The organism is Bacillus sp. GS3m_15504 (assembly GCF_055825275.1).
The window spans coordinates 2,689,330-2,714,792 of sequence record NZ_JBVVNL010000001.1; the positions used below are offsets into that span (position 1 = coordinate 2,689,330).

22 protein-coding genes and 2 other annotated features are annotated in these 25,463 nt (G+C 35.1%); of the genes, 3 read left to right on the plus strand and 19 right to left on the minus strand.

Translation table 11 applies throughout. The annotated features are described in order from the left end of the window. Positions 1-80 precede the first annotated feature (80 nt). Positions 81-584, plus strand: a complete 504-nt coding sequence (locus AC0L0O_RS14155) for a hypothetical protein (protein WP_131370159.1) — start codon at positions 81-83, stop codon at positions 582-584. Between the two features lie 81 nt (positions 585-665). On the opposite strand, the gene AC0L0O_RS14160 is transcribed toward AC0L0O_RS14155, so the two are convergent. The 16 genes from AC0L0O_RS14160 to AC0L0O_RS14235 form a co-directional block, all read right to left on the minus strand. Next, positions 666-2,177, minus strand: coding sequence for a M36 family metallopeptidase (locus AC0L0O_RS14160; protein ID WP_000482297.1), 1,512 nt, complete (start codon positions 2,175-2,177; stop codon positions 666-668). 320 nt (positions 2,178-2,497) lie between these two features. Continuing rightward, positions 2,498-5,599, minus strand: coding sequence for an isoleucine--tRNA ligase (ileS, locus tag AC0L0O_RS14165; RefSeq protein ID WP_428888742.1), 3,102 nt, complete (start codon positions 5,597-5,599; stop codon positions 2,498-2,500). 54 nt (positions 5,600-5,653) lie between these two features. Next, positions 5,654-5,893 (minus strand) — a binding site (T-box leader). A 98-nt stretch (positions 5,894-5,991) separates the two neighbouring features. Beyond that, positions 5,992-10,194: a bacteriocin-processing peptidase family protein gene (locus tag AC0L0O_RS14170; RefSeq protein WP_072180188.1), complete on the minus strand. Its 4,203-nt coding sequence runs from the start codon at positions 10,192-10,194 to the stop codon at positions 5,992-5,994. Between the two features lie 369 nt (positions 10,195-10,563). Further along, positions 10,564-11,442 carry a class I SAM-dependent methyltransferase gene (locus AC0L0O_RS14175; protein ID WP_000451291.1) on the minus strand — a complete coding sequence of 293 codons (879 nt, stop codon included), beginning with the start codon at positions 11,440-11,442 and terminating at the stop codon, positions 10,564-10,566. A gap of 136 nt (positions 11,443-11,578) precedes the next feature. Beyond that, entirely contained in the window at positions 11,579-11,797 is a 219-nt protein-coding gene (locus AC0L0O_RS14180) for a hypothetical protein (protein WP_000498599.1), read from the minus strand. 29 nt (positions 11,798-11,826) lie between these two features. Continuing rightward, on the minus strand, positions 11,827-12,156 hold the full coding sequence (locus tag AC0L0O_RS14185; RefSeq protein ID WP_000620803.1) for a DUF2085 domain-containing protein: 330 nt from the start codon (positions 12,154-12,156) through the stop codon (positions 11,827-11,829). Positions 12,157-12,270: 114 nt separating this feature from the next. After that, a complete protein-coding gene (gene argS, locus AC0L0O_RS14190) occupies positions 12,271-13,959 on the minus strand; it encodes an arginine--tRNA ligase (RefSeq protein WP_000384894.1) in 1,689 nt (562 codons plus the stop codon). A gap of 45 nt (positions 13,960-14,004) precedes the next feature. After that, positions 14,005-14,219, minus strand: a binding site (T-box leader). 40 nt (positions 14,220-14,259) lie between these two features. After that, positions 14,260-15,036, minus strand: coding sequence for a class I SAM-dependent methyltransferase (locus AC0L0O_RS14195; RefSeq protein ID WP_000637435.1), 777 nt, complete (start codon positions 15,034-15,036; stop codon positions 14,260-14,262). 49 nt (positions 15,037-15,085) lie between these two features. Continuing rightward, the gene (locus AC0L0O_RS14200; protein ID WP_000063713.1) at positions 15,086-15,520 is read right to left on the minus strand and encodes a BrxA/BrxB family bacilliredoxin; all 435 of its coding nucleotides are present in this window, start codon (positions 15,518-15,520) and stop codon (positions 15,086-15,088) included. Positions 15,521-15,603: 83 nt separating this feature from the next. Then, the gene (locus tag AC0L0O_RS14205) at positions 15,604-15,987 is read right to left on the minus strand and encodes a thiol-disulfide oxidoreductase DCC family protein (RefSeq protein WP_000634879.1); all 384 of its coding nucleotides are present in this window, start codon (positions 15,985-15,987) and stop codon (positions 15,604-15,606) included. A gap of 3 nt (positions 15,988-15,990) precedes the next feature. After that, positions 15,991-17,118, minus strand: a complete 1,128-nt coding sequence (locus AC0L0O_RS14210; protein WP_072180510.1) for a conserved virulence factor C family protein — start codon at positions 17,116-17,118, stop codon at positions 15,991-15,993. A 548-nt stretch (positions 17,119-17,666) separates the two neighbouring features. After that, positions 17,667-18,002 (minus strand): single-stranded DNA-binding protein, encoded by a 336-nt coding sequence (locus AC0L0O_RS14215; RefSeq protein ID WP_000982007.1) that lies wholly within the window; start codon positions 18,000-18,002, stop codon positions 17,667-17,669. A gap of 158 nt (positions 18,003-18,160) precedes the next feature. Then, on the minus strand, positions 18,161-18,415 hold the full coding sequence (locus tag AC0L0O_RS14220; RefSeq protein ID WP_000975125.1) for a DUF4318 domain-containing protein: 255 nt from the start codon (positions 18,413-18,415) through the stop codon (positions 18,161-18,163). 105 nt (positions 18,416-18,520) lie between these two features. Continuing rightward, a complete protein-coding gene (locus tag AC0L0O_RS14225) occupies positions 18,521-19,252 on the minus strand; it encodes a Bax inhibitor-1/YccA family protein (protein ID WP_001260645.1) in 732 nt (243 codons plus the stop codon). A gap of 75 nt (positions 19,253-19,327) precedes the next feature. Then, the gene (locus tag AC0L0O_RS14230) at positions 19,328-21,223 is read right to left on the minus strand and encodes an ABC-F family ATP-binding cassette domain-containing protein (protein WP_000783201.1); all 1,896 of its coding nucleotides are present in this window, start codon (positions 21,221-21,223) and stop codon (positions 19,328-19,330) included. Next, positions 21,220-21,867, minus strand: a complete 648-nt coding sequence (locus tag AC0L0O_RS14235; RefSeq protein ID WP_000165938.1) for an HD domain-containing protein — start codon at positions 21,865-21,867, stop codon at positions 21,220-21,222. The genes AC0L0O_RS14230 and AC0L0O_RS14235 overlap by 4 nt, the downstream gene beginning before the upstream one ends. Positions 21,868-21,976: 109 nt before the next feature. Here AC0L0O_RS14235 and AC0L0O_RS14240 point away from each other — a divergent pair, with 109 nt between their 5' ends. After that, positions 21,977-22,738: a hypothetical protein gene (locus AC0L0O_RS14240; RefSeq protein ID WP_000499706.1), complete on the plus strand. Its 762-nt coding sequence runs from the start codon at positions 21,977-21,979 to the stop codon at positions 22,736-22,738. Positions 22,739-23,337: 599 nt separating this feature from the next. Continuing rightward, the gene (locus tag AC0L0O_RS14245) at positions 23,338-23,940 is read left to right on the plus strand and encodes a hypothetical protein (protein WP_428888741.1); all 603 of its coding nucleotides are present in this window, start codon (positions 23,338-23,340) and stop codon (positions 23,938-23,940) included. Between the two features lie 35 nt (positions 23,941-23,975). Here the strand turns inward: AC0L0O_RS14245 and AC0L0O_RS14250 are convergent, their stop codons facing one another. Genes AC0L0O_RS14250 through AC0L0O_RS14260 form a run of 3 tightly spaced genes read right to left on the minus strand, consistent with a single transcriptional unit; the run spans position 23,976 to position 25,444 of the window. After that, positions 23,976-24,779, minus strand: coding sequence for a glycoside hydrolase family 25 protein (locus AC0L0O_RS14250; protein WP_428888740.1), 804 nt, complete (start codon positions 24,777-24,779; stop codon positions 23,976-23,978). Further along, a complete protein-coding gene (locus tag AC0L0O_RS14255; protein WP_428888739.1) occupies positions 24,779-25,204 on the minus strand; it encodes a phage holin family protein in 426 nt (141 codons plus the stop codon). Before AC0L0O_RS14255 ends, AC0L0O_RS14250 begins: the two co-directional genes overlap by 1 nt. Before the next feature lie 36 nt (positions 25,205-25,240). Further along, positions 25,241-25,444: a hypothetical protein gene (locus AC0L0O_RS14260; protein WP_428888738.1), complete on the minus strand. Its 204-nt coding sequence runs from the start codon at positions 25,442-25,444 to the stop codon at positions 25,241-25,243. Positions 25,445-25,463 lie beyond the last annotated feature (19 nt).

Below are 25,463 nucleotides of genomic sequence, written 5' to 3' on the forward strand. Positions count from 1 at the left end.
TTATCACCTATTTCCATTTTATTACATATTTTCGGTTTTATTTACGCATATTAATAAAAATTTTATAGTGAGGTGTTTATATGAAAAAAGCAATTAGTTTCTTTCTCCTTTTGTTATGCCTAATTGTAGTAAATGAAACGTATGCTTATTCACCAAAATCTTTACCAATCTCCCAAAACTCTGATCAATGGCAAGTAAATATTGCTGAACCGAAAAAAGCAAACAAAAAAAAGCTTCAAGCTAAAAAAGATGAATTTCAAACATATCAATTTTCAGTAAAAAATGTTGGAAACAGTGAAGTATATAACGTACATGTCGAAGTGTTCCGCAACGAGCCAAAAACAAAAACAAAATATGAACTCTTCTCTCTAAAGGAAAGTCGTTTAGCAAGTGGAAAAACTGGGTTTGAACATGCTAATTTTCCAGTTGCTACAAAAGCAGATGAGGTTGATGTAATTATTACATGGCAAGAACACCCTTTCCGCTCTATGAGAAATGGTCAAAAAGTGGAGTCTAGAAAATTTAAAGAGCATTTTGTTTTTAAAAACGAAAAAATAAATGAAATGCGAATAAATTCACACTAACATTCATATAGCTTACTTTACTAGTACCAGTTCTAAAGCAAATTAAAAAGTCGTGGCTTATCAATGCCACGACTTTTTATATTAATTCGTACTAATTCCTCTCGCTGCCCAAATACGATCAATATCAGCAGCGTGTTGTCCGCCGTATAAAAGAGCATCTGCTTGCTTAATTGCTTTTGCTCCATCGCTAAATTTAGAGTTTGGTGTTAATGACCAATGTGATTGTAAAATAATTTTCGTTGCAACATCACGGCCAAAAGCTTGTGCCATCTCATATTGTCCTTGTGACCAAATTTCACCGTCAGCATGTACTTGATTTTTTATATCTTTCGGATACACTTTATTCGTATCTAATCGGCGTAGGCACGTTGGATCTGAACTAGAATAAGCCGCTGCATCCCACTCTCCAACACATGCTTTTCCGTAACCTGTAGTCGATACAGCATCTTCATAAGTAGCACCTAAGAAGTCGCCAAACCCTTCTCCCATCGCTCCGCCTTCTGCAGAACTACCGAAGCCAGGGACTTGATTATCTTGAATTGAATGCCCATATTCATGTGCGATAATACCCGCATCTTCTGCATCATCTACTCCGCCAGTACCAAAAGTTAAAGCTTTCGTTGTCGGAGAATAAAATGAGTTGTCCGCCGTCGTTCCATTCACATTCACTTTAATGGAGCGATTATTAATATTTTGAAAACCTAGACTTTGAATGTAACGTTGTAAAGTATCGATATGATAATACGACATCACATCTTCAAAGCTATCATTTGCGCGTGTATAGTTAAATTGTAAGTTTGTAGATTTTGTTCTCGCTTTTGAAGATATCGTTACATACTCTCCAATTAAAAATCCTGTCCCATCTAAACCTTTTAACGTAACAGTTTTTAATTGATTCGTTAGCGCTGTTGAATCTGCATCGTTATTATCTTTTAATCCTGCTAAACTCCCACTTGATACGACAGGGTTAGGTAAAAATACTTTTCCTGTTCCTTCTACTTTTCGGTTTATATCAACTTTTTTAATTAACTTTCCATTTTCCGCATCAATAAATGTTTCCCATGCACCAAATGGATTATTAGAATGGACAACCACTTTATATACTGGACGAGCAATTCCCTCTTCAATAATGTATCCAAATTCTTTCTCTGTAGGAGCCCATAAGTTTTGCTCACTTGCTTCTCCAACATACGCCATTGATTTTTGTATTGCATCTTTTTCACTAATTTTTTCCGTTACTTGCTTCACAGCTTTAATAGGTTGATAATCAGAAACAGCAAGTACACCCTTTCCTTCTCCGTTTAGAGTTACTGTAATTTGATTTGAAAATACAGGTGCACCATTCACAACTTGTTGGAACCTAACATATGAAGCTACAGGCGTTTCTGTTGTAGAAATATATTGCAAGTCTGAAAGGTCTGGCTTTAATCCGTACTGATTGGCATTCCCTTTTAAATATTCAATAGCTTTTTTCTGTGGCGAATAAGCTTCCACCTTTACTTGTTTCTTTGTCTCTACTGCAGAAACAGTAGAAAGCGTCCCCATTACTAATGGCACAGTCATCGCCATTGCCACCATTTTTTTATTAAACATAGAACCACTCCCCCTAATAAAGTAGCTCAACCTTTCCCCATTCCCACTAGGCAATCATTTTTTACACAATGGATGGATAAAAATTGAATCTACGTTTAATTCTCTATAAACAATTCTATTACCTTTCCATTTAGGGTGAGTGAAAGTTTCTCAATATTTATGTGTAAAGCGAAAACAATACTGTAGAAATATATTTCTACAGTATTGTTTTTGGTAAGATATGTGCTACAGGTCCTATCGAATGGATTATGCGGAAAATAACCGGATACATTTCCAGCACACAAAAAGGAAGTTAGAATCATTCCAACTTCCTTTTTTCTTTACTGAGCAGCACTTAATTTAATGCGGACTTTTGTCTCACCTAAAGAAAGTTCATCGTCTTCATTCGTTAAGTGACCAAATGTAAATTGTTTAACGAGTAAGTTTTCTTCCAACAACTCTTTATGATTCGTTAACGTTTGCTGTAGCTCTTCCTCTGTATCAAGAATAACATCCACTCGTAAATTTACTGGTAAATTCAACTGCTTACGATATTCTTGAACGGCGCGAATAAACTCACGTGCTACTCCTTCTTGTAACAATTCTTCCGTTACATTCGTATCTAACATAACTGTATATTGTCCGTTAGTCGTATTAGAGAATCCTGATTTTGCAACTTTCTCTACTAATACATCTTCAGTCGTTACAACTACTTCTTCTCCTGATGCTGCTTCGTAAACCGCTCTTTCTGTAGAGACAAAGTTTTGTACCTCGTCTTGTGATAATTGTTTTAACCAGCCATTTACTGCATTCACATTTTTACCGAACTTCGGCCCAGCCTTTTTAAAATTCAGTTTTAATTGATAGGATGTATATTTCGTTTCATCTAGTTCAACATGGAACGCCTTCACATTTAACTCATCCATGACGATATCACGATAAGATTCCCAGTCCATATCATTTTCATTATGCTCAAGTAGTACAAGTTCCGCTAACGGCTGTTTTACTTTTAAAGAATGCTGATTACGGTTACTTCTTCCAAGTTCAACAACTTGTAAAACAGCATCCATTTCCGCTTCTAATTTCGGCTGAAGTAATGATTCATTTACAACTGGATAATCCTCTAGATGAACGCTACTTCCAGTTAAATTCAAATGAATATCTTCAGCGACAAACGGTGTAAACGGTGCGATTAATTTACTAATTGTCACAAGCACGTCATGAAGTGTTTCATACGCAGCTGCTTTTTCCGCATTCATACCAGATTCCCAGAAACGATTACGTGATCGTCTTACGTACCAGTTACTTACTTCATCTACAAGTGCCGCGATTTCACGAGCTGCATTCGTAAATTGATAATCATCAAGTGCTGTTCTCACTTTTTTCGTTGTGCTATGCAATCTTGATAATACCCATTCATCCAATTTCGTCCGCTTTACGTCATATGTTTCATTCGGATTATACTCATCTAAATTTGCATATAAAACGTAGAAGCTATACACATTGACTAACGTATCTACAAATTTAGATTTCGCTTCCAGTACTGTTCTTTCAGAAAAACGTTTCGCATTCCACGGAGCACTATCAACAAGTAGAGCCCATCTTAAAGCATCTGCACCAAACTTCCCTACTAAATCAACTGGATCTAGTGCATTCCCTTTACTTTTAGACATTTTCTGTCCTTCCTCGTCTAGAACATGCCCTAGTGATAGCACTCGTTTATACGGTACTTTTCCAGTATATAGTGCTGATACAGCTAATAAACTATAAAACCAGCCGCGTGTTTGATCAATTCCTTCTGCAATTACATCTGCTGGAAACTGTTCTTCAAATAACTCTTTATTTTCAAACGGATAATGATATTGCGCAAATGGCATCGAACCACTATCAAACCAAACATCAATTACTTCTGGTGTACGATTCATTGTACTTCCGCATTTTTCGCAGCAAACTTGCACTTCATCTACATATGGCTTATGCAATTCTAAATCTTCAGGTGTTTCTTTCGTACTATGCTTTCTTAAATCATCAATGCTTTTCGGTGCAAATTGATGATCGCAACTTTCACATTCCCATACGTTTAATGGTGTTCCCCAATATCTATTTCGGCTAATATTCCAGTCCACCATATTTTCTAAAAACTTACCAAAGCGTCCATGTTTCATATGATCTGGATACCAAGTAACAGAATCATTATTTTGTAAAAATGTATCTTTAATTGCAGTCGTTCGGATTAACCAACTCTCTCCTGCATAATAAAGAAGTGGTGAATCACAGCGCCAGCAATGCGGGTAACTGTGTTCATACTTTTCTTTATGGTATAGTAAACCTTCCTTCGCTAAATAACGAACGATATCTACGTCACAATCTTTTACAAACTTCCCTTTCAAAAATGGTACTGCTTCTGTATACTCGCCTTTCTCATCTACAACATGTAAGAATGACAATCCTTCACTTTGCACGACTCTATAATCGTCCTCTCCGTATGCTGGAGCAATATGAACAAGTCCTGTACCACTATCTGCCGTTACAAAATCTGCTCCGATAACGCGGTAACCATTTGTAACTTCTTTCATCGGAAACGGTGCTGTATAAGAAATATTTAATAATTCTTCTCCTTTATGAACAGATAATACTTCATAGTTTTCTTTTAATACATCTTGTACACGTTCTTTCGCAACAATGTATACATGACCTTCTTGTTTTGCTTTCACGTATTCCATATTTGGATGTACAGCGAGTGCAACATTTGCTGGAAGTGTCCAAGGTGTTGTCGTCCAACCTAGGAAATATTCATTTTCACTATCCTTCACTTTAAACTTAACGGTTGCACTTAAATCTTTTACTGTTTTATACCCTTGGGCAACCTCATGTGAACTTAGTGAAGTTTGACAGCTTGGGCAATATGGTGAAACTCTATGCCCTTTATACAATAATCCTTTTTCATGAATCGTCCCTAAAATATGCCATACACTTTCGATATATGGATTCTCTAACGTAACGTATGGATCATCCATATCTACCCAATAACCGATGCTTTCAGTGAATTCACGCCACTGCTTTTCATATGTGAATACACTCTCTTTACACTTTTTAATAAATGGTTCAATTCCGTACTCCTCGATTTCATGTTTACCAGAAATACCGAGTTGCTTCTCAACACCTAATTCTACAGGTAAGCCGTGCGTATCCCATCCCGCTTTTCTTAATACTTTATAACCAGCCATCGTTTTATATCTTGCTACTACATCTTTAATTGTTCGTCCAAGTGCATGACCTACATGCGGTAATCCATTCGCCGTCGGTGGTCCTTCATAAAACACAAAAGATTGTGCGCCTTCTCGATTCTGAATTGATTGCTCGAAAATGCTTTGCTCGTTCCACTGTTTGCGAATACGTGTTTCTCTCCCTACAGCTGACTCTTTTACATCTACTTTCTTCATCTACAATCACTCCTTTTGAATGTTTTAAAGCACACAAAAAACCCGTCCCTATAAAGTAGGGACGGGTTTACCCGCGATACCACCCTAATTCTATTAGTTCTTCACTAATAGCACTTAGCAACGTACGATCATACGTGTTCCTTGTAACGGTAGACACCCGTCCGAGCTTACTTATTTTCAGCCTCGGCTCCTCGGAGATGATTTTCAAATAACATCTGTACACCGGCTTTCAGCAACATACCGGCTCTCTGGGGAACAGTACACTATTTTACTCTTTCTCGTCTTCAGATTTGTATACTTTGTTAAAAGCTATTTTATGCCATTTGGAAACTAATTGTCAACTAATTCAAAATATATTTTTATTTGTTTCCTTTTTCCCTATTCTTATACAATTATTTTTCAAATTCTCGCAATGCTACTAAATTTTCATCATCCTCGATAAGTTCAGCGAAAAATCCTGACTCATCCTCACGAAGTACAATTTCAAGTTCTACCTTCGCCTCTTCCATTCTGTTTAACTGTGCTAAATAGCAAACACGATCATATCTTGCTAACAAATCACTCTCATCAATTTTTAATGCTTCATTTGTTATTTTTTCTGCCTGTATCGTTTGTCCGGCACCATGATAAGAAGATGCTAAAGAAAGAAGAATTGCTGTTTCATTCGGATGATGTATAGAAGCATTTTCTAATACTTGAATTGCCTCTTCAAACCGTTCTTGACTTTGATATATTTCTCCTAAAGCAAGAAACGCTCTACTTACAAACGGTGTTTGCTCCGTTAATTGTAAGGTAATCTTTTCTGCTTTTCTTTCTTCCCCTGCTTTAAACAATACTTGCGCATGCAGAAGAAGAGTATCGTAATCATCTGGTAACTCTCGAACCATTTGCTTCGTTAATTCCGACGCATCCCTTATCATATCCTCTTCATCACACTCTATGAAAAGATTTACAAGTTGCTTCGCTACATCGTAATCCCATTTACTTTCTAATGATGTTTGCAGTACATCTATCGCCTCTTTATACATCGCCACATTCTCGTAAAATAGTGCAAATCGCTGCGCTGCCATACTATTTTTTTGATTTAACTTTAATGAGATTTCATATAAATCAATGATTGTAGTAATAATCGAAATTTCTTTCGCACGGTTTTTCATGCGATAAAAAGCTCTTGTAATTATGGATTTCTTCGGCTGTTCATTTTGTTGACGTTCAATCCATCTTTCCGTCACCGCAGATGCTGCATACACAAATGCCATACTTCTTTCAGCTTTTTTCACTTTTAGTGTATGAAGAAAATCTCGTATGTTAGACCATTTCTTATGTTGTTCTATCGCTTTTACATATACATCAAATATACGTTCATTATTTACATCTTTTTGTATAACCTTCATTGCAATTTCAATTGCTTTTGCATTTCTATTTTTCACTAATACTTTTGCATAATGATATAAAACTTCTGTATGCTCGCCATCTAATCTTAGTGCCTCTTCAATCTGCGCTTGTTCTTTATCTATTTCATCCATCGCTCCATACACGTATGCAATCGCATCTAATCGCCATATTTCAGGTACTTCGTCTGCTAATTGTTCTAGTTCAGTCAGCAACTCTTCCTGAAGATTCATCTCTACTGAAAGCTGTGCCAAATATTCCATATTAATATGCAACGGCTCTTCTTTCATCGCCTGAACCATATGACTTTGTTCTTTAGAACGATTTTCTTCTTTTTCGTATATTTCTGCAAGCTGTAAATGTACACCGACGAAATTCCCATCAAGTTCTAAACATGTTTCATACGCTTGTTTTGCTTCCGTCAATTGCCCTAATGCCATAAGTGTTTCACCAATTCGGTAATACGGTAATGCCGTTTCCTTTTGTTCTATCACCTTATTATATCTTTTCATCGCTTGGCCGTACTGTCCAATAGATTCATATAAAATACCTATATAGCAACCGTACTCACTTACTTCATTTCTTTCTTTGTGTATCGTTCTTAAGAATGCTATTCCTCGTTGTACAAATACGGTTCCTTTAATTCGATTCACATATTCATCTAACGCACTTGCTACATTATATTCGCTCTGCTTTATACCACTCTCTAACTTAGACAATGCTACTTTAAATCCTTCTTCACTTCCACCAAGTTCAACCTCAGCATCCCATAAAACCATTCCCGCGTTCATAAGGAAATCTTGGCTCTTTTCAATTTGTTTTTCAATACTGAGAATATATTCTTTCGCTTCCTTATATTGTTCTCTTGCCATATAAACTTGCGTAAGTCCGAAGTGAGAATAAACATCATCATGATTTTCTTCCAAAGCACGAGTATACAATGTTTCTGCTTCTTCCAGACTATCATTTTGGAAATGGTAATCACCAAGTTTTACGTATAGAGGTGCCTTATCATCACACTTCTCAATACCTTTTAATAAAACTTCTTTCGTCCTTTCTTCATCCTTCAAATCAGATTCGTATATTTCCGCAAGTTTTGTATAAATATAAGGTGCATTACTATCCAAATGAATTGCTATTTTAAGCCCTTTTATTGCTAAATATAATTTCCCTAAATGATGCGCACATCTCGCTCGCTCATACCATACATGTGCTTCATTTTTGTATTCTTTTAACAAATCATTAAAGATTTCATACGCTTCTTCATATCTTTCTAAATCTATTAATATTAACCCGTGATTCGTTAAAGTGAATCGTTCCGGGCTACGCTCTAAAGCTACTTGAGAAAACTGCAACGCCTTTTCAGACTGATCAATATACATATACGATAAAGCGAGAAAACTCCAAGCAATCGGCTGATCCGCGTCTAATTGTAACGAGGAACGAAAACTTGAAATTGCTTCTATATAACTTTCCTGCTCAAAAGCATACCTTCCGTTTATTAAATGATATAATGCACGATTATTTTTCTTCTCAACACTCGCAAGCATGTACCCAGCTTTTTCTAACTCTTCAAGGCGAATAAAGCACTGTGCACCATGTAATTTAACAAAATCTGAGTTAGGAAACTTCTCCATTAACTTTTCAATACAAGATATAATAAACTCTTTATCTACTTCAACATCTAAGTGCTTAACTGTATATAACCACGTATTCGGATTATCACTCGTCTCTTTTAAAAATTGTACTAAGTTATGAATCCCAGCTTTATCTTGTTCATCTAAATGATCCGTTAAAGAAAAAATAGATTTGAAATAATCATTTTCTTCTTCATTTAAAAATGATAATTGTTCCTTCTTTTCTTGCGGAACAAACGTAATTGCTAAACAACCTGTATAACGATATTTTTCTTGTAACTTACTATATTCCACAATAACTGGCTCTATAAAGTTCGGATCTTGAACATAAAAGGCCTGCAATGTATCATCATATCCAGCTAGTACTTGTACATGTGAAGCATGCTCAATATCTATACTTAATAATACGGGGATCCCCTGATTTAACAATCTCTTATAATTTTCTACATTCCCTTTAAAATAACGATATTCATAACCTAATTCTTCTAAATAAGAAACAGTATCTGAAAACTTCGAGCCTGTCATATCAAAAATAAACTCTGCTATTTCATCTTGTGTCCGTTTTTCTCCCCAAATTTGCAACATCATTTCTAAACTTGTTGGTACGCAATAATTATCCTTTTGTACAATTGGAACTATTGGTAAGTGAACCTTTTTTCCATCTGGATTTTTTGCTAAATTATGATATAAAGACCCTTTTAAACTTTTTTCTTCTTGTAATAACTGTTGTAAATCTACAAGTTTATTCATTTTGTAAAGCGCTTCTGCACGTAAATGTACAAAATAAGCTTTATACGCATGATAAGGAAGTTGATTATTTATGTTATCTATTACCGCTAACATTTCTTCATACTTACCTAAATCTAATAAATATTTTACCTTTTCAAAATGAAAATATGGTACTTGCGGGAACTTTACAATCGCATCATCAATTAGCTGCAATGCACGTTTTTGTTCTCCTTTATTCGCATATAACTGTGATAATAAATAGGTAGATAACTCTTCGCAATCTTTATGCTGCATACCAGCTATAAATTGTTCTTCTGCTCTCTCCCATTCACCTGTATGCATATAGACGTAGCCCCATTTATCAAATACGGCACGTTCACTGTACTCCTCTGCCTTTTTCATATAATAAAGAGCTTCTTCATTTCGTTTCATTTCCAACAAACATCGTACTAACGTAAAATATGTTTTCGCTAAAAGATCAACTTCAATTTCTTCTTTATTTACCTCTTCTAATGAGTCTTTTAACAACTGTTCTGCTTCAAGAATTTTCCGCTCATCAATTAACTCATCACAATATAAAGAGAGTGTTCTCATATTTGGGAATTTTTTATAGGCGTAGCGAATGAGGAATGAACTGTATTGGTGCATAAGCCCTTCATCAGTAAGGCGAATTAATATATCAAACTCCTTATGTGAAGAAATATTAGCAAGCCAATTCTTCACATAAGATAAAGTATTCTTTTCTTTTATATATGAAATTTTATTATTTATTTCCTGTAATCCATCTATAAATCTCTTGTCTTTCAAACAAGCATCTAACTGCTTAAAATCTAGCATGTATTCACCTCGAATATTTATTTATACTGCTACTTGCTTAGATTTTACACATCATATTGTATGTATTCAACTAAAATCTCCTATAATGGATGGTATTAATTAATATTATTCAAATTTATAACAAAATATAGTAGAAATGATTGTTTTTCTCCATATTTTGTTTGATTATATGGAATAACGTAACATGTGGATCTTATTTTTATATAGCTGTAATCAGTACATGAAATTATATCAGCGATAATTCAAATATATCAGCGATTTTTTCATTTTATCGGCGATTTCCAAAATATATCGACCGATTCTTAAAATATATCAGCGATTATATGTCGAATATCGACTTATCGACATTTTTCATCGTATTACTACCTTTTAACATACTATTTCACCAAATGTAATTTTCATATTCGGAGCGTATACTAATGAAGAATGTATATGAAATGCTTTAAAAAATTGTAGTTCAGCTTCATATTGAGCTAGCGCATCATCATATGTTAATCCTCTGTCTATTAAACGTCCTATAAATTGCTGTTTATCACCTGGATTCTCCGCAATCCCCTCTTCCTTTAATGAATGATACAACTTCGCTTTACTATTATGGTGCATATTAGAATCTAAAAAGTTCACTTTATCACTTACTCTACATTCAATATTTTTCACACCTAATTCACTTAAATATATCGGTATTTTCATGCCGATATTTCCATCTTTTCCGTTTCTCTGTGTGTCACTTTCAAATAACTTCTGCAAAGTGCCTAACCTAATAATTTCCGATTGATTCTCCCCATCTAAAAAGTATGAAGACATATTTGATATCCAATGTGGTTCAAAACAGATTATTTTTCCACCCTTTTTAACTGAATGCATCATTTTTTGTAGCATCGTTTTTGGTGAACTCATATGTAATAAGAAGGCATGACAGATTGCTATATCATATGTATCGTTCAATTCAATTTCTGTAGCATCTCCCTCAAGAAATTGTGTCTCATATGGAAGTAAACGAAACAATTCTCTCGCTTCAGCAAGTAATGTTCCCCCGCTATCAATGCCTGTATACTTTGATCCTTTTGGAAGTAATGGCATTAATATTAAGCCTAAATAACCATATCCACAACCGTAATCAACGATATGTACTGGCTTAGTGATTCTCCAAACTGTATTTACTAAAAAGCTTACATAATCGTCATTGTAATATAAATCTCTTGTATTTTTTAAATAAGTTAGTTTACTGTTCCAATCATACGTTTCCAACGTCTAACGCCTCCTTTTATATACAAAACTAAAGTTCTCTATATAATAGTCGTATTCCTACACTTTTCTTAAAATTTCAAAGCAAAAAGCTAGTGTATTATTAAAAATACACTAGCTTTTTATTTGGAAGAAAAATTTAACAAGTACAATCACAATCAAAACAATCCGTACAATCTAAATCGCCACAATCTGCTTTTCTCTTTCTTTTGTTTCTCTTAAGATAATAATACAGTAGCCCAAACAATAGTATACAAATAGTAAAAGCTATTATTGCTTCTGTATACTTATTTTGAATCATAAAACCAATTCCACTTCCACCTGAAATAAAAATTAGAATTAAGTAAATCCAGAACATCTATGTAAATACCTCCGTTACTATATACCTTAAGATAATATCCAAATAACACTTGATGAAATAAATAACCCCATACCATTACCGCTTAATACACCAGTAGTTACTCTTAGTAAATTTGTGCTACTTCTCCATTTCCACTTTTGGGTAAATCCATCAATAAGTAACGGAATTTGAGCAGAAAATGATAGTATAATTGCAAAAAGAAATGAAAGTGTTATATAAAAATAAATTGGAAACATTAATATACCGATAAGCATGCCTGTACAACGCGCACATAAAGGTATGTATTTTTGTAGTTTAAGAAAACTTCTATCTGATCTTCTATGACAAGGAATTTGTAAAATCATATTTCGAATCAATATAAATCCTCCTCTCTAAAAAGATTTTAATTGATTTTGAAAATTAATTATATATCCAAATAAAAAACAAACCAGGTTTATATACTAAACCCAGTTTGTCAGTTTATTACTATGTTACATCTCCTCAGGTGCCTCCACCCCAAGTAAACGTAACCCCTCTTTTAATACAACCGTCACAGCATACACTAATGCCAGTCTACTGTCTTTTTCGGCGTTTTCATCTAATATACGCACATTTCCATAATATTTATTAAACGATTGCGCTACATCTAATACGTATTTCGAAATAACCGATGGTTCATTTTTGTTGAAGGCTATTTCAATTACTTGTGGGAATTTATTGAGTAATTTTACAACACTCCAGCTATAATCATCTTTTAATGCAAATGTACACGTTTCAAATTCTACGCTTTCTTTTCTTAAAATAGAGCAAGCACGTGCATGTGTGTACTGTACGTACGGGCCTGTTTCACCTTCAAATTTCAGCATATTTTCTAATGAGAATTCGATATTATGCATACGCTCATTTTTTAAATCATGGAAAATAACTGCCCCGACACCGACTTGTTTTGCTACCTCTTCTTTTTGTTTTAAGTTTGGATTTTTCTCTTCAATATTTTGTTTTGCAAGGTCAATTGCTTCCTCGAGTACTTCTTCGAGTAAAATAACTCTTCCTTTACGTGTGGACATTTTCTTACCGTCTTTTAAAATGAACCCAAACGGTACATGTTCCATTCCATCAACCCAAGTGTAGCCCAACTTTTTTAATACAGTGAAAAATTGATTGAAGTGTAAACTTTGTTCCGGGCCAACTACATATAACGCTTTATCAAAACCAAATGTGTTTTGACGATATAGTGCTGCTGTTAAGTCACGCGTTGCATAAATCGTCGCACCATCTGATTTTCTAATTAAGCAAGGCGGCATGCCCTCTTCTTCTAAATTAACGACTAATGCGCCTTCTGACTCTTCAAGTAAATCATGTTCCTCTAAAATCCCAATAAAGTCTTCCATTAAATTATTATAAAAAGCTTCTCCTTGAAAATTAGTAAATTCCACACCGAGAAGTTCATAAATACGAGAAAATTCTTTTAAGGATTCGTGGCGGAACCAATTCCAAAGCTCAACAGCTTCTTCATCACCTTCTTCTAATTTCTTAAACCAAGCGCGTCCTTCTTCTTCTAATTCTTCGTCGTCTTTTACCTCTTCATGAAATTGAACATATAACTTAAATAATTCACGTATTGGATCCTCTTTCACTACTGCTTCATTTCCCCATTTTTTATAAGCCGTAATTAACTTTCCAAACTGTGTTCCCCAGTCTCCAATATAATTAATTCCTACAACTTCATACCCACATTTTTCAGCGATATGTTTCAATGAATTTCCTATCATTGTAGAGCGTAAATGCCCCATTGAAAATGGCTTTGCGATATTAGGAGAGGAATAATCGATAACGACCGTTTTTTCACATCCAAAATAATTTTGACCATACTCTTCTTTCTCCGCTAAAATCGTTTTTAATACTGCATCACTTACTGTATCACGATTAAAATATACATTTACATAAGGACCAACAGCTTCTACTTTCGTAAAAAATGGATCGCTTAATTTCTGTGCAACTTCCTTTGCAATAATAGCCGGTGCTTTTTTATATTGCTTCGCTAATGAAAAGCATGGGAACGCTGCATCTCCAAATTCATCTTGTTTCGGTGATTCAATTAAATCTAAAATTTGTTTTTGCGTTAATTCATTCGTGAAAATATTAGATAAACTTTCCGCAAAATGCATTTTATAATCCATAATTTAACCTCCTTATTTTTTAAAACACAAAAAACTCGTCTCTAAAAAAGAGACGAGTTTGAACCCGTGGTACCACCCTTGTTGTTCATTACGAACCACTTTCCCGTTTATAACGAGGACAGGGGGCCTCGGCTTACTCTACTATTCGTTCAAGAAGCATCTCCGAAGTGCGCTTCATCTTTTTCTTCCGTACTAGGCTTACACCATCCCTAGCTCGCTTTCCTTCTAAAAAAGACTACTCTCTTCATCACAGACAGTATATTTAATTAATTATTGCTTATTATACATCTTTTCAAACAATTAGCAAGGGTCAATTACACCAAAGTGAAACTTAGCACTTTTTCTTTTGTATACGTGAAAATTGTGTTTTTCAAATCTAGAACTACGGAAATGATCTTTTAATACGACACGCTTTCTCGCCACTCGCTTCGCCTCCGCAATTGTTTCATCAGTAATATCATGATACAAAGCGAAATGTTTTAATCCTTTAATTCCGTCAGATTCTATGACAGTTTCTTCAAACATCGGATCGAGATAAACGATGTCATAGCTATTATCTTCACATTGTTTTAAAAATGCGTAATGCTCCGTTTGCTTTACATCAATTCGTTGCATTGCTTCATCAATTTCAGAAACGGATGAAGACCATGTTTTCAAACCATTTTCCATAAAATAAGCCATATACTCATTGCCTTCAAGTCCTGTTACTTTTCCGCTTTCACCAACAATATAACTAGCTACAATACTATCTGATGCCATCCCGAGCGTACAATCTAACACTGTCATTCCTCTCTCTAATTGCGTGGCTTGTACAAACGGATCGTGTTCTCCGCGCATTAACCTTTTCACACGAAACATCGCTGAGTTCGGATGAAAGAAAAACGATTCTTCCGTACCTTTCGGATAAATAGCTAATCGGTTCTTCCCTACGACAAGTACATCTTGTTCATACTGTTCATGCAGTTTATGTACCGGTATGTCATTACGTATAACGAAATTACTATTTAATTCTGCCGCTACCTGCTTTGCATAAGCTGTCATTTCTTTGTTCGTTCTTCCTGCTGTTGTTACTATCATTTTTTCACCTCTATATAAAGAAAAGAGGGAGATTTACTCTCCCCCTTCTTTAGCAATTCTTTTCAAAAGCTTGTTCTAAGTTCGTAATAATTTCGTCCATAGTTGCACCTTCAATTTCATGACGGTGAATGAAGTGAACAACTTCTTTTCCTTTTAATAATGCCATTGATGGTGAAGATGGAGGAATTTCTCCGAAGTATTCACGCATTTTTGCAGTAGCATCTTTATCTTGACCTGCGAATACAGTTACAAGATGGTCAGGTTGTTTTTCAGCACGAACAACCGCTTGACCTGCTGATGGACGTGCTAAACCAGCTGCACAACCACAAACAGAGTTTACAACTACTAAAGTTGTACCTGTTACGTTTTCCATAAATTCTGTTACAGCTTCTTCTGTAGTTAACTCTTCAAACCCAGAACGCACTAACTCTTGGCGCATTGGGATTACCATTTGGCGCATGTATTCTTCATAAGCATTTGACATCTTGTAATCTCTCCTTCAACTTTCATTCCAAATTCATCATATCACGCTCTATTAATAGGTGCAAAAGAAAGATAACGATGATTTCATTTTTTTGTAGGGATTTCACAAATCCCTTCGCGGCAATGTCCAACTGGAACAAGTTTTCTATTGTTAGCGATATAATCGTATACTTTACTTCCAAATCCAAGTACGATAGATAACTTTATAAAAGGCACGGCAAACCAATAAGATGGAACGGCCTTTGCTAATACATATATGCTATGAATGCCGTCATACCACTTATTATTTTTTAAAATATACAATCTTTGTTCCATCTTACTTTGTAGTTCTTGAGAAAGCTCATACTTCTCAACTACATCTTCATCTCGAAATGAAACAAATTTCATCTTACCCTTTTTATCTAATTTTTTCGTACGTTCTGCAACCGCCGTACACATCGGACACCAACTATCATAGAAAACAATCATACATTATTCCCCTTTACGAGACTCCGTCATTTGTTTCCATACAGAACCTTTTGCTTCTTCTCCGCCTTCAATACGCTCTAATGCTAGACGTGCTTGCATCGCTACTTCAAACTCTGGATCATCTTGCGCTACTTTTAATGCTGGAATCGCACTTTCATCTCCAAGTTCAAATAAGAACATCGCTGCACGCCAGCGTACTAATTTACTTGAATCTTTCAGAGATTTAATCATAACGAACATCGCTGCTGGGTCACCTACGTCTGATAAGCAATCACCCGCTGTACGACGTACACTTACTGAACGATCTAATAGTGCTTTATATAATAACGGTAATACTTCATCACCTTTTACCATACCTAAATATGCTGTTGCTAAACGACGGATTGAAACTTTTTCATCATCTAACGCCATCTTCAACACTGGAATATCGTCTTCTGTAGGATCCATTTGTTCTAATGCTGCAAAACGATTTTTCCAGTCAGCATCTTTCATCATCTCTTCTGTTACTTTATATGGCTCACGCTTTTGAATCGTTACTTCAACAGCACCCGCCTGATTTAATAATTCTTTTACCGTTTCATTTACACGTTCTTCTGAATAAGCAGCAACAATTTCTTCTACTACTTCTTTCCCGATTTCTTCAAAATTACCGTAACGTGTACTTTGTTCCACCCATTTACGCTCTTTTACAACGTTTGGTGCAGACATTTGAACTTTCATAATTGATTCTTTAAAACGATCTGGTAAACCAACACGTTCTTCCGTCGTTCCATCTGTTAACTTTACTTGCATTGGAATTGTAAAGAACATTTGAACAAACACTTTCACTTCTCCAAAATGAGCAAGTTGTTGTTCTTCACTTTCTTCTACTACTTCTTCGCCGAAAACAGAACGAACTTGTTGTAATAAAACTTTCCAGTCATACTTTGCATTTCGCTCCACCGCTAAAAAGTCGGCTACATGATATACACCTTTAATGCCTTCAATTTTCAAAATTTCTTGCACTTGCATTGGTGCTTGTTCTTTATTTTCATTTGTATAATTATTACGCGCTCCTGATGGTAATACTTCATTCAAAATAACTTTCATTGTATTTGGACTTGGCGTCGGTTCAATTGCTTTAATCTTCACGTAAAAAACTCTCCTTTATTGCGTGTTCTTAGCTGTATTGTAACATGTTATCACGCTATACTCCTACTCGAATGCTTATTTTTACTACTTTCTTCCCGCTACCATACTATTTTATTCTTTTTACATTTCAAATTAGGAATGAGGTTTTAAAAGCTTTCGTTTCCGATGATTTTTATTTTTTATCCATTTCTTGAGGCATCGCCAGTATTTTTGAAAAAACACGCTAAGCAACAAAATATAATAAGCTGGCCATATAGATAACTTATGTACATAATTTTCGTTATCGGTAGCAACAAAAAGGAGGATTCCTTACGCTCCGAAGGGATCCTCCTTTTTTATTTTCTATCACTTGATTCATCTTTTTATACATTCCTATCCTGTGATGGGTTTTACGGTTCTCGTTTGTTACTGGATTAGCCAAAAAGCGTCATAACATTTTGTATACTCTTTACTTGTTTTTTCAAAAAAGCTGGCGGTATCCCTTCTTTAAGTTTATTAAAATACTTTCCACAATTTTTTCCGAAGCTATTACTTAAAATCACCTTTTATTACGATGCCCCCTCCCGCCTTCTCTCCAAAAAGGTAATACTCTCAATCACAACTTCAGTTCTATATATTCTCTTGCCTTGTTCATCATCGTAATTACTCGTCTGAATACGCCCTGTAATCCCAACAAGTGACCCCTTCTTACAATATTCAGTTACATTCTCAGCCGATTTTCGCCAAACGACACAATTAATAAAATCGACTTGTTGTTCACCTAAACTATTTCGAAATCCTCTATTCACCGCAATACATATTCTTGCATAAGCGGCGCCTTGTTTTGTGTAGTATAATTCTGGCTCCTTTGTCAATCTACCGATTAATACAACTCGATTCATCATAGTTATACCACCTCACATATTTTTCTTCATTGTAAAGAAAAATGTGTGAAGGGTAAAAAGCTTAAAATAATATACTTTATAATAAAAAATATATTTTTATATCTTATAAAAACAAAAAAGAAACCTTACATACTTTAAACATGTAAGGTTTCAAAAAATTATACTTCACTGCATGAAATGTAATATCCTCCGCGGGCCATCTTGATTTCCACACGATATAATACTTCTTCTAAGTAAAAAGTTATCGGTTTCACTTTACTCTCAAATTTAAGTTGTTCATTACATTCAGCTGCATAACTTTCAATAGCTGAAGTAATAACTTCTCCCGATGGATACGTTAAAGCATCATCTAGTTCTATGAAAAAACTTTTAGAAAATAATTTTTTCATAATCCCTTTCTTCTCTTTCATCATATTCCATCCCCTTCAATTTAAGGTTACCAACATCCATATTATACCACATCATCAATTTATCTTTGAAAATAAAAAAATCCTGCATTTTTCATGCAGGATTTTTTATTAGTCATTTTTCGTAAAGTAAGAAACGAAACGAAGAATTTCTAAGTATAACCAAACTAATGTAAGCATTAGTCCCATTGCAGTATACCACTCCATATATTTCGGAGCTTGACTACGTACACCATTTTCGATTAAATCGAAATCTAGTAATAAGTTTAATGCAGCAACTACGATAACAACTGCACTAATAATAATACCGATTGTACCACCTTGGTGAATGTACGGAACAGTTACACCAAACATGTTTAGTAGAAATACGACTAAATACATAACCATAATTCCAAGTGTTGCTGCCATCACGCCTGTACGGAATTTATCCGTTACTTTTACTACGCGCGTTGCATATAACACTAACATTGCAAATAGAATTGAGATTGTTAGTAAAACAGCATTTAAAACGATAGAATCGCCAAATTTCATTGTATAAACCGCTGAAATACTACCTAATACAACCCCTTCTACTGCCGCATAGATTGGTGCACCAAAAGGTGAAATACGTGGGAAGAACATAGACGCAAATGCGATGATTGCCGCAACGATTAAAGCACCAATTAATACTGGCATCTTCATCGTACCCTCCATCATCTGTATGTATGAATAGACAGACGTTGCAAGTAGCAAGATAAGCATAATAAACGTTTTGCCTACTGTTCCGCCAATAGTCATTGCAGAAGCGCTTGCTCCCTCTTTACGGAATGCCTCTTTTTTCAACATTGGATTAGATGTTCTCATTTTTTCCCTCCTAAAATAGGTTCTACCAATAGTGTAAAGTTTTTCTCTTTACTTTTCAATATATGCAGCTTGTTTTTATTTTAATCCTTCAACAATGTCGGATAGTTCACTCCATCTTTCCATCGTTTTTTCTAGCTCTTCTTCTGTTTTTTGCTGTGCTTCAGATAATTCTTGTGCTTTTGTGAAATCAGAACCAACATTCGCAAGCTGTTCTCCAATTGATTCTAGTTTTTCTTCAAGTTCCGCAATTGTATCTTCAATAGTTTCCCATTCGCGCTGCTCGTTATATGAAAGTTTACGCTTACGTTGTTGTTTCGGAGCTTCTTCTACTACTTTTTTCTCTTTCTGTACTTCCGCTTTCTCAATAAGTTCTCTCGTTTTTTCCATTTCTAAGTAATCCGTATAACTACCTAGAAATTCGCGCACTTCTCCTTCTCCCGTAAAGATGAACAATTCATCTACTACTTTATCTAAGAAGTAACGGTCATGCGATACAGTTAAAACGACACCTGGGAAATCTTCTAAATAATCTTCTAACACCGTTAATGTTTGTGTATCTAAATCATTCGTAGGCTCATCCAGTAATAGTACGTTCGGTTCTCCCATTAGTATACGTAATAAGTATAAACGTCTTCTTTCACCGCCAGATAATTTGCCAAGCGGTGTACCATGTGAATGCGGCGGGAATAAGAAACGTTCTAACATTTGAGACGCACCAATTACTTTTCCATCTGTCGTATGAATAACTTCCGCGATTTCTTTAATGTATTCAATCATACGTTGATTTAAATTCATTTCTTCATTTTCTTGCGTATAGTAAGCGATTTTTACTGTTTGCCCAACTTCAATTTCACCACTATCAGGAGATATTTTACCTGCAAGCATATTTAATAGCGAAGATTTCCCGCTTCCATTCGCTCCAATAATTCCGATACGATCGCCTGGTTTCACGATATGATTAAAGTTGTTTAACACCGTTTTATTACCAAATTTTTTCGTTACATCTTTTAACTCAAGTACTTTTTTCCCTAGGCGGCTACCGCTAAGTGCAATATCAACAGACTGTTTGGCAGCTGGGCCTTCTTGACCTTTTAGCTCATCAAAACGTTGAATACGTGCCTTTTGCTTAGTCGAACGAGCTTTTGCACCACGGCGAATCCATGCTAATTCGCGGCGATATAAGTTTTGACGTTTTGATTCTTGCGCAAGTTCTTGTTCTTCACGAAGTGCTTTCGCTTCTAAAAACGTACTGTAATTCCCTTCATAACTATACAGTTTTCCATTATCTAATTCGAAAATACGATTCGTCACACGATCTAAGAAATAACGATCATGGGTTACAAGTAATACTGCACCTGTGTACCTTGCTAAATATTCCTCTAACCACTCAACTGTTTCATGGTCAAGATGGTTCGTAGGCTCATCTAAAATTAATAGGTCCGGTGTTTCAATAAAACACTGCGCCATCGCAATACGTTTTTTCTGCCCACCTGATAAATTTCCAACAGTTGCTGTGAAATCAGTAATTCCTAATTTCGTTAATAACGATTTTGCGTTCGCATTTGCTTCCCACGCACTCATTGCGTCCATACGTTGTTGCACTGCAAATAATTGTTCCTGTACTTTTTCATTGCTTGGATCTTTTTCGATATGTAATAGCGCCTTTTCATAGTCACGAAGAAGACGAATTAAAGGTGTATCACCATGGAAGACTTGTTCTAATACTGTTAATTGCTCATCAAACTCCGGCTGCTGTGATAAATAACTAATTGTATATCCACGTGAATGAGTCATATCACCTGTATCGGGAATTTCTGCCCCTGCAATAATTTTTAATAAAGTTGATTTACCAGTTCCGTTTACACCGATAATTCCGGCACGTTGTCCTTCTGCAATACTAAATGATAATCCATCAAATAACGGTTTTTCTCCATATGATTTTGATAAGTTTTCCACAGTTAACATTTTCATATTTGTGCATTCCACTCTTTCATAAATTGTTCAATAAACTGTTCCATATAACGATGCCGAACTTCAGCCTCTTGTTTTGCTGCATTCGTATTCATTAAGTCTTTTAGTTTTAAAAGTTTTTCATAAAAATGATTTAAAGATGGGTCATTATTTTTTCTATATTCATCTTTCGTCATCGCTTCACGAGGAGGAATAGTTGGATCATACATTAATCTCCCTTTCGCCCCGCCATACGCAAATGTGCGAGCTATTCCAATTGCACCAAGAGCGTCTAAACGATCTGCATCTTGAACAATCTTCCCTTCAATTGACTCCACTTTACCGCCATGACCACCTTTATAAGACATATTGGCGATGATATGAAGAACATGCTTACTTTCCTCTTCTTCAACATGTAACTCTTCTAACCAATCAGAAACTTTTTTCATTCCTGCTTCTTCACTTTCATTTAACTTTTCATCTGCTACATCGTGAAGTAATGCTGCCATTTCAATTATAAAACGATTTCCTCCTTCTTGCTCAGATAAAGAAATCGCCAGTTTATGTACGCGCTCAATATGATACCAATCATGCCCACTCGCATCTTTTTCTAAAATATGTTTTACAAACGTAATTGTTTTTTCTATCTTTTCTTGTTTTGTCATTTTATCTTCACCCAGTTACTTATTGTAACACGCCCGCATTTTTTCATCACATATTTTCTTGTCCGCCCATACACTAGGTGGTAGGCATCATCATGAAGGAGGAATAAATATGTTCTATAATAATCAACCCCCTTACCCAAGGCAACCATTTTACCCTCAGCAACAAGAACAAAGATATACAGAACAATATGAAGAACAAGAGTTACAACAGCAAGAGCAACAATATGAACAAAATCCATACGTAACACCGCAATATCAAGAAGCTGATTATCCACAAAATCCATATACAGCGCCGCAAACTCAGGAACAACAATTTCAACAAAACTCATACGACACACGTCCAAATTATGAATATCCTCAAAATCCATATGCAGCACCACAAAATCAGGAACTTCAATATCAACAAAATCTATATGTAACACCACAAACTCAAGAACAACAATTTCAACAAAACCCATACCCAACTCAGCCACAACAAACTCAATACCAACAACAAATGTATCAACCAAACTACGACGCACGTGTCTCACCACCTAAACCGCCAACATTCGATATTACACAACCACAAATTTTACCACCTGGACCAACATTAGATATTACACAGCCACAAATCTTACCACCTGGACCAATTACAGAACCAACGCAACAACAAATTCAACAAGTTGTCGGTACACAGTTTTTACCTTTAAAAAAACCTGTACTAGATTTCGTAAAACCTTGGGTAGATTACGGTTTAAATGAAGCAAAACATACATCACATAAACACGCTTTAACAGAAGTCGCTGCTATTATGTTTTTAGTTGGGAAAGGCTTTAATCCTACGATTGCGCATTATATTGTAGAATCTTGGGAGAAGAATGAACAGTTTTAGGGTTGTTTATTTTTTATTAAATAAAACTATAAAAGCGTCACAAGTGCCTGTTATACAAGCATTTGTGTCGCTTTTTATTTGTTACGTTATATCTTATTATAAAAATATAATTCATATTTTTTCGCGTGTTTTTATAACATTTGTGAGCAAAATGTGAGCAAAAAATAGCCTCTTAATTAAACTACATTAGATAACTTTTATTAAAAAATTCCTCATCGAAGTTCGCCACTCACAATCTTATTACATTTTAAAAAGCTATCCTTATAGCCATTGAATACCAGAACGTTGTATTACTTTTAAAAACTCTTTTTACAGTGAATCTAAAATGATTTGAGGGTTCTGGAAGGTTGTTAGACTTCACAATAGAGCTATAAATCATATTAAAACTGAGGGGTAGAGAATTAAATAACGAACAGGAGATTACTATTGGCTTCAAATTTATTAAAAAGTGTGTATGAATATTAAACATGGAGTAAAAATACAGCATGATAAATTCACTTATTTCAGCAGAATTATAAATTACTTGATAAATAATACCAATGTCCCCAATGTTTGATATAATGATACAGTTATTAATATCAACTTGGAGGAATAAATCTATGAAAAAATTAATTGTAGCAGGACTATCTCTAGGACTTTTAGCTGGTTGTGGTTCTACAGAAGAGAAAACTGAGGCAAAAGATAAGTCCGTACAAAAACATGAAGTTAAAAAAGAAACATCTAAAGAAGGGCCAGATCAGCAAAAAAGCGTAGTGGCTGAGGCAGAATTTATTACTTATGCAAAGTCTATCAAAGGCGGGAACTTCATTAAAGAAATAAAAGTTAACAATAACAATGCTGAAATTACATATTATGACTCTTTCGCAGCTTACAAATCTGCACACGCTGATAGTACTACTACGGAGGAACAATACAAGCAATACTTTTCAACCGGAGATGCTATCGAGAAATTATTTGTTGGTGAACCTGCAAGACTACTAAGACATTTTCATGCTTTAAACTCAGTAAAAATGACTCTTCCATTTGAAGGAAAAACATATAATATCAACCTAGATAGAAATACTTTAAATACATACCTCGGATTTAAAATTGAATCTTTAAAAGTTAACGATAATTCTTGGACTAATAAATTTAACAATCCATATGTATACACTAAAGCTAAACGAGCAGAATTCTTCAAAAAATTTGTCACTGTTAAATAATCACAAATAAAAAAAGCCGTCGAATGACGGCTTTTTTACTTCACATCAACAAATTTAGAACTAGCTGTAATGTAGTAAACATGACCTTTAGAATTTTTTACCTTGTACTGTGGAGATCCATTTGCTATTACTTTATCAATAATTTCGAATCCGTTGCCTTCAGTTGCAAATCCAGCGACATCTTTATCTTCCCAAGAAGGTTTAGAATAAAATCGTAATTGGGCTACCTTTGAAACTACGCGGTTTCCTGCTTCTGGTACGACTCCTCCTATATGACCAGCTGTGAACCACGCTAAAGATTTGCTACCTATTAGATAATTCAAATCACATTTACCGATTCCATCCACATTTCCTGTTTCAGTGTATTGCCAGATATCACATGGATATCCCGGTTTGTTCCCGCCATAACGAGGAATCCAAACAAAATCTGCTAAAATAGTATGGGCTTCAAATTGCTCATAAGTATGATGGCCTACATATAATCCGACTTTCTTAGCTCCAAGTTTTCGTAATTCATCAATAAATGCTTGCGTACCTGCCTTCATATCTCCCATAGTTTTTACTTCCACATCAGCAACCCAGAATAATGCATCTTTGTCACCGCGATTCCAGAAGTCGCGGGCTTCTACACGTGCATCATTTTCAGATACAAAACGACAAAACGCATAGTTCCCAAATGGTACCCCGCGCTTTTTCATTTCACATACATAACCTTGATACATATGATCTACAGTTGTTGAACCATCTTGTACCCTTGCAATTACTAAATCCAATTTTGGTGCTGCTACATCCCAATTAATATTACCGTTCCATTTAGAAATATCTACAATATGACCCATTATTGAACATCTCCTTTTTTATCTTCTTGTTTGTGTTTACCGCCTAAAACTTCAACTGCGTTTGTCAAAGCCTGTGGGAGTGGTATTCCCATGCGACCAGCATTTTCTAAAAGTGAAAGTAACTCGTTTCCAATAAAGAAAAAGATTGTAGCTTCACGAATAGCACTATTGCTTCCAAGCGCTGTATCTAACTGAGTTGCCACTCCAACCAAAAGAAAAAGCATTACCTTTTTGACAATGCCTTTGAAACCAACTTTGCTTTTCAACTCTCCGTTGTATCCAGCTGCAAATACTCCTGTAATATAGTCGATAGCTGCCATAATAACTAGAACTTTCAATGTCGTATCCCATCCTCCCAAAAAGTATCCACAAAAGCCACCAGACGCGGCTACAAATGATTTCATTAATACATCAATTCGTTCCATCTTTACACTCCTTTTCTAAAAATAAAAAATACCCGTTTATAACTGCTCTTTAGTTTCTTCTTTCATCGGTATCACTTGCTTAATTTCAATCTTAGAAAAAATTAACGATCCAATCAAAACAGTCATTACTTCATTACTGTTCAGCTGTTCATTTAACTTAATTGCATCTTCCACCTCATATTTTTCTACCTTTACAACATGTTGCTCTCCACTATGTGTAATGATTTTAATTATTTGCATATTGTCTCCAACTCTTTTT

Coding starts and splice junctions, on each gene's coding strand:
- AC0L0O_RS14160 (WP_000482297.1), bottom strand. CDS start 2,177: ATGTTTAATAAAAAAATGGTGGCAATGGCGATGACTGTGCCATTAGTA.
- AC0L0O_RS14240 (WP_000499706.1), top strand. CDS start 21,977: ATGTTCTATAATAATCAACCCCCTTACCCAAGGCAACCATTTTACCCT.
- AC0L0O_RS14155 (WP_131370159.1), top strand. CDS start 81: ATGAAAAAAGCAATTAGTTTCTTTCTCCTTTTGTTATGCCTAATTGTA.
- AC0L0O_RS14245 (WP_428888741.1), top strand. CDS start 23,338: ATGAAAAAATTAATTGTAGCAGGACTATCTCTAGGACTTTTAGCTGGT.
- argS (WP_000384894.1), bottom strand. CDS start 13,959: ATGGATTATAAAATGCATTTTGCGGAAAGTTTATCTAATATTTTCACG.
- AC0L0O_RS14200 (WP_000063713.1), bottom strand. CDS start 15,520: ATGTCAAATGCTTATGAAGAATACATGCGCCAAATGGTAATCCCAATG.
- AC0L0O_RS14195 (WP_000637435.1), bottom strand. CDS start 15,036: ATGATAGTAACAACAGCAGGAAGAACGAACAAAGAAATGACAGCTTAT.
- AC0L0O_RS14220 (WP_000975125.1), bottom strand. CDS start 18,415: ATGATGAAAGAGAAGAAAGGGATTATGAAAAAATTATTTTCTAAAAGT.
- AC0L0O_RS14260 (WP_428888738.1), bottom strand. CDS start 25,444: ATGCAAATAATTAAAATCATTACACATAGTGGAGAGCAACATGTTGTA.
- AC0L0O_RS14205 (WP_000634879.1), bottom strand. CDS start 15,987: ATGATTGTTTTCTATGATAGTTGGTGTCCGATGTGTACGGCGGTTGCA.
- AC0L0O_RS14250 (WP_428888740.1), bottom strand. CDS start 24,779: ATGGGTCATATTGTAGATATTTCTAAATGGAACGGTAATATTAATTGG.
- AC0L0O_RS14230 (WP_000783201.1), bottom strand. CDS start 21,223: ATGAAAATGTTAACTGTGGAAAACTTATCAAAATCATATGGAGAAAAA.
- ileS (WP_428888742.1), bottom strand. CDS start 5,599: ATGAAGAAAGTAGATGTAAAAGAGTCAGCTGTAGGGAGAGAAACACGT.
- AC0L0O_RS14180 (WP_000498599.1), bottom strand. CDS start 11,797: ATGTTCTGGATTTACTTAATTCTAATTTTTATTTCAGGTGGAAGTGGA.
- AC0L0O_RS14255 (WP_428888739.1), bottom strand. CDS start 25,204: ATGGAACGAATTGATGTATTAATGAAATCATTTGTAGCCGCGTCTGGT.
- AC0L0O_RS14215 (WP_000982007.1), bottom strand. CDS start 18,002: ATGATGAATCGAGTTGTATTAATCGGTAGATTGACAAAGGAGCCAGAA.
- AC0L0O_RS14235 (WP_000165938.1), bottom strand. CDS start 21,867: ATGACAAAACAAGAAAAGATAGAAAAAACAATTACGTTTGTAAAACAT.
- AC0L0O_RS14170 (WP_072180188.1), bottom strand. CDS start 10,194: ATGCTAGATTTTAAGCAGTTAGATGCTTGTTTGAAAGACAAGAGATTT.
- AC0L0O_RS14225 (WP_001260645.1), bottom strand. CDS start 19,252: ATGAGAACATCTAATCCAATGTTGAAAAAAGAGGCATTCCGTAAAGAG.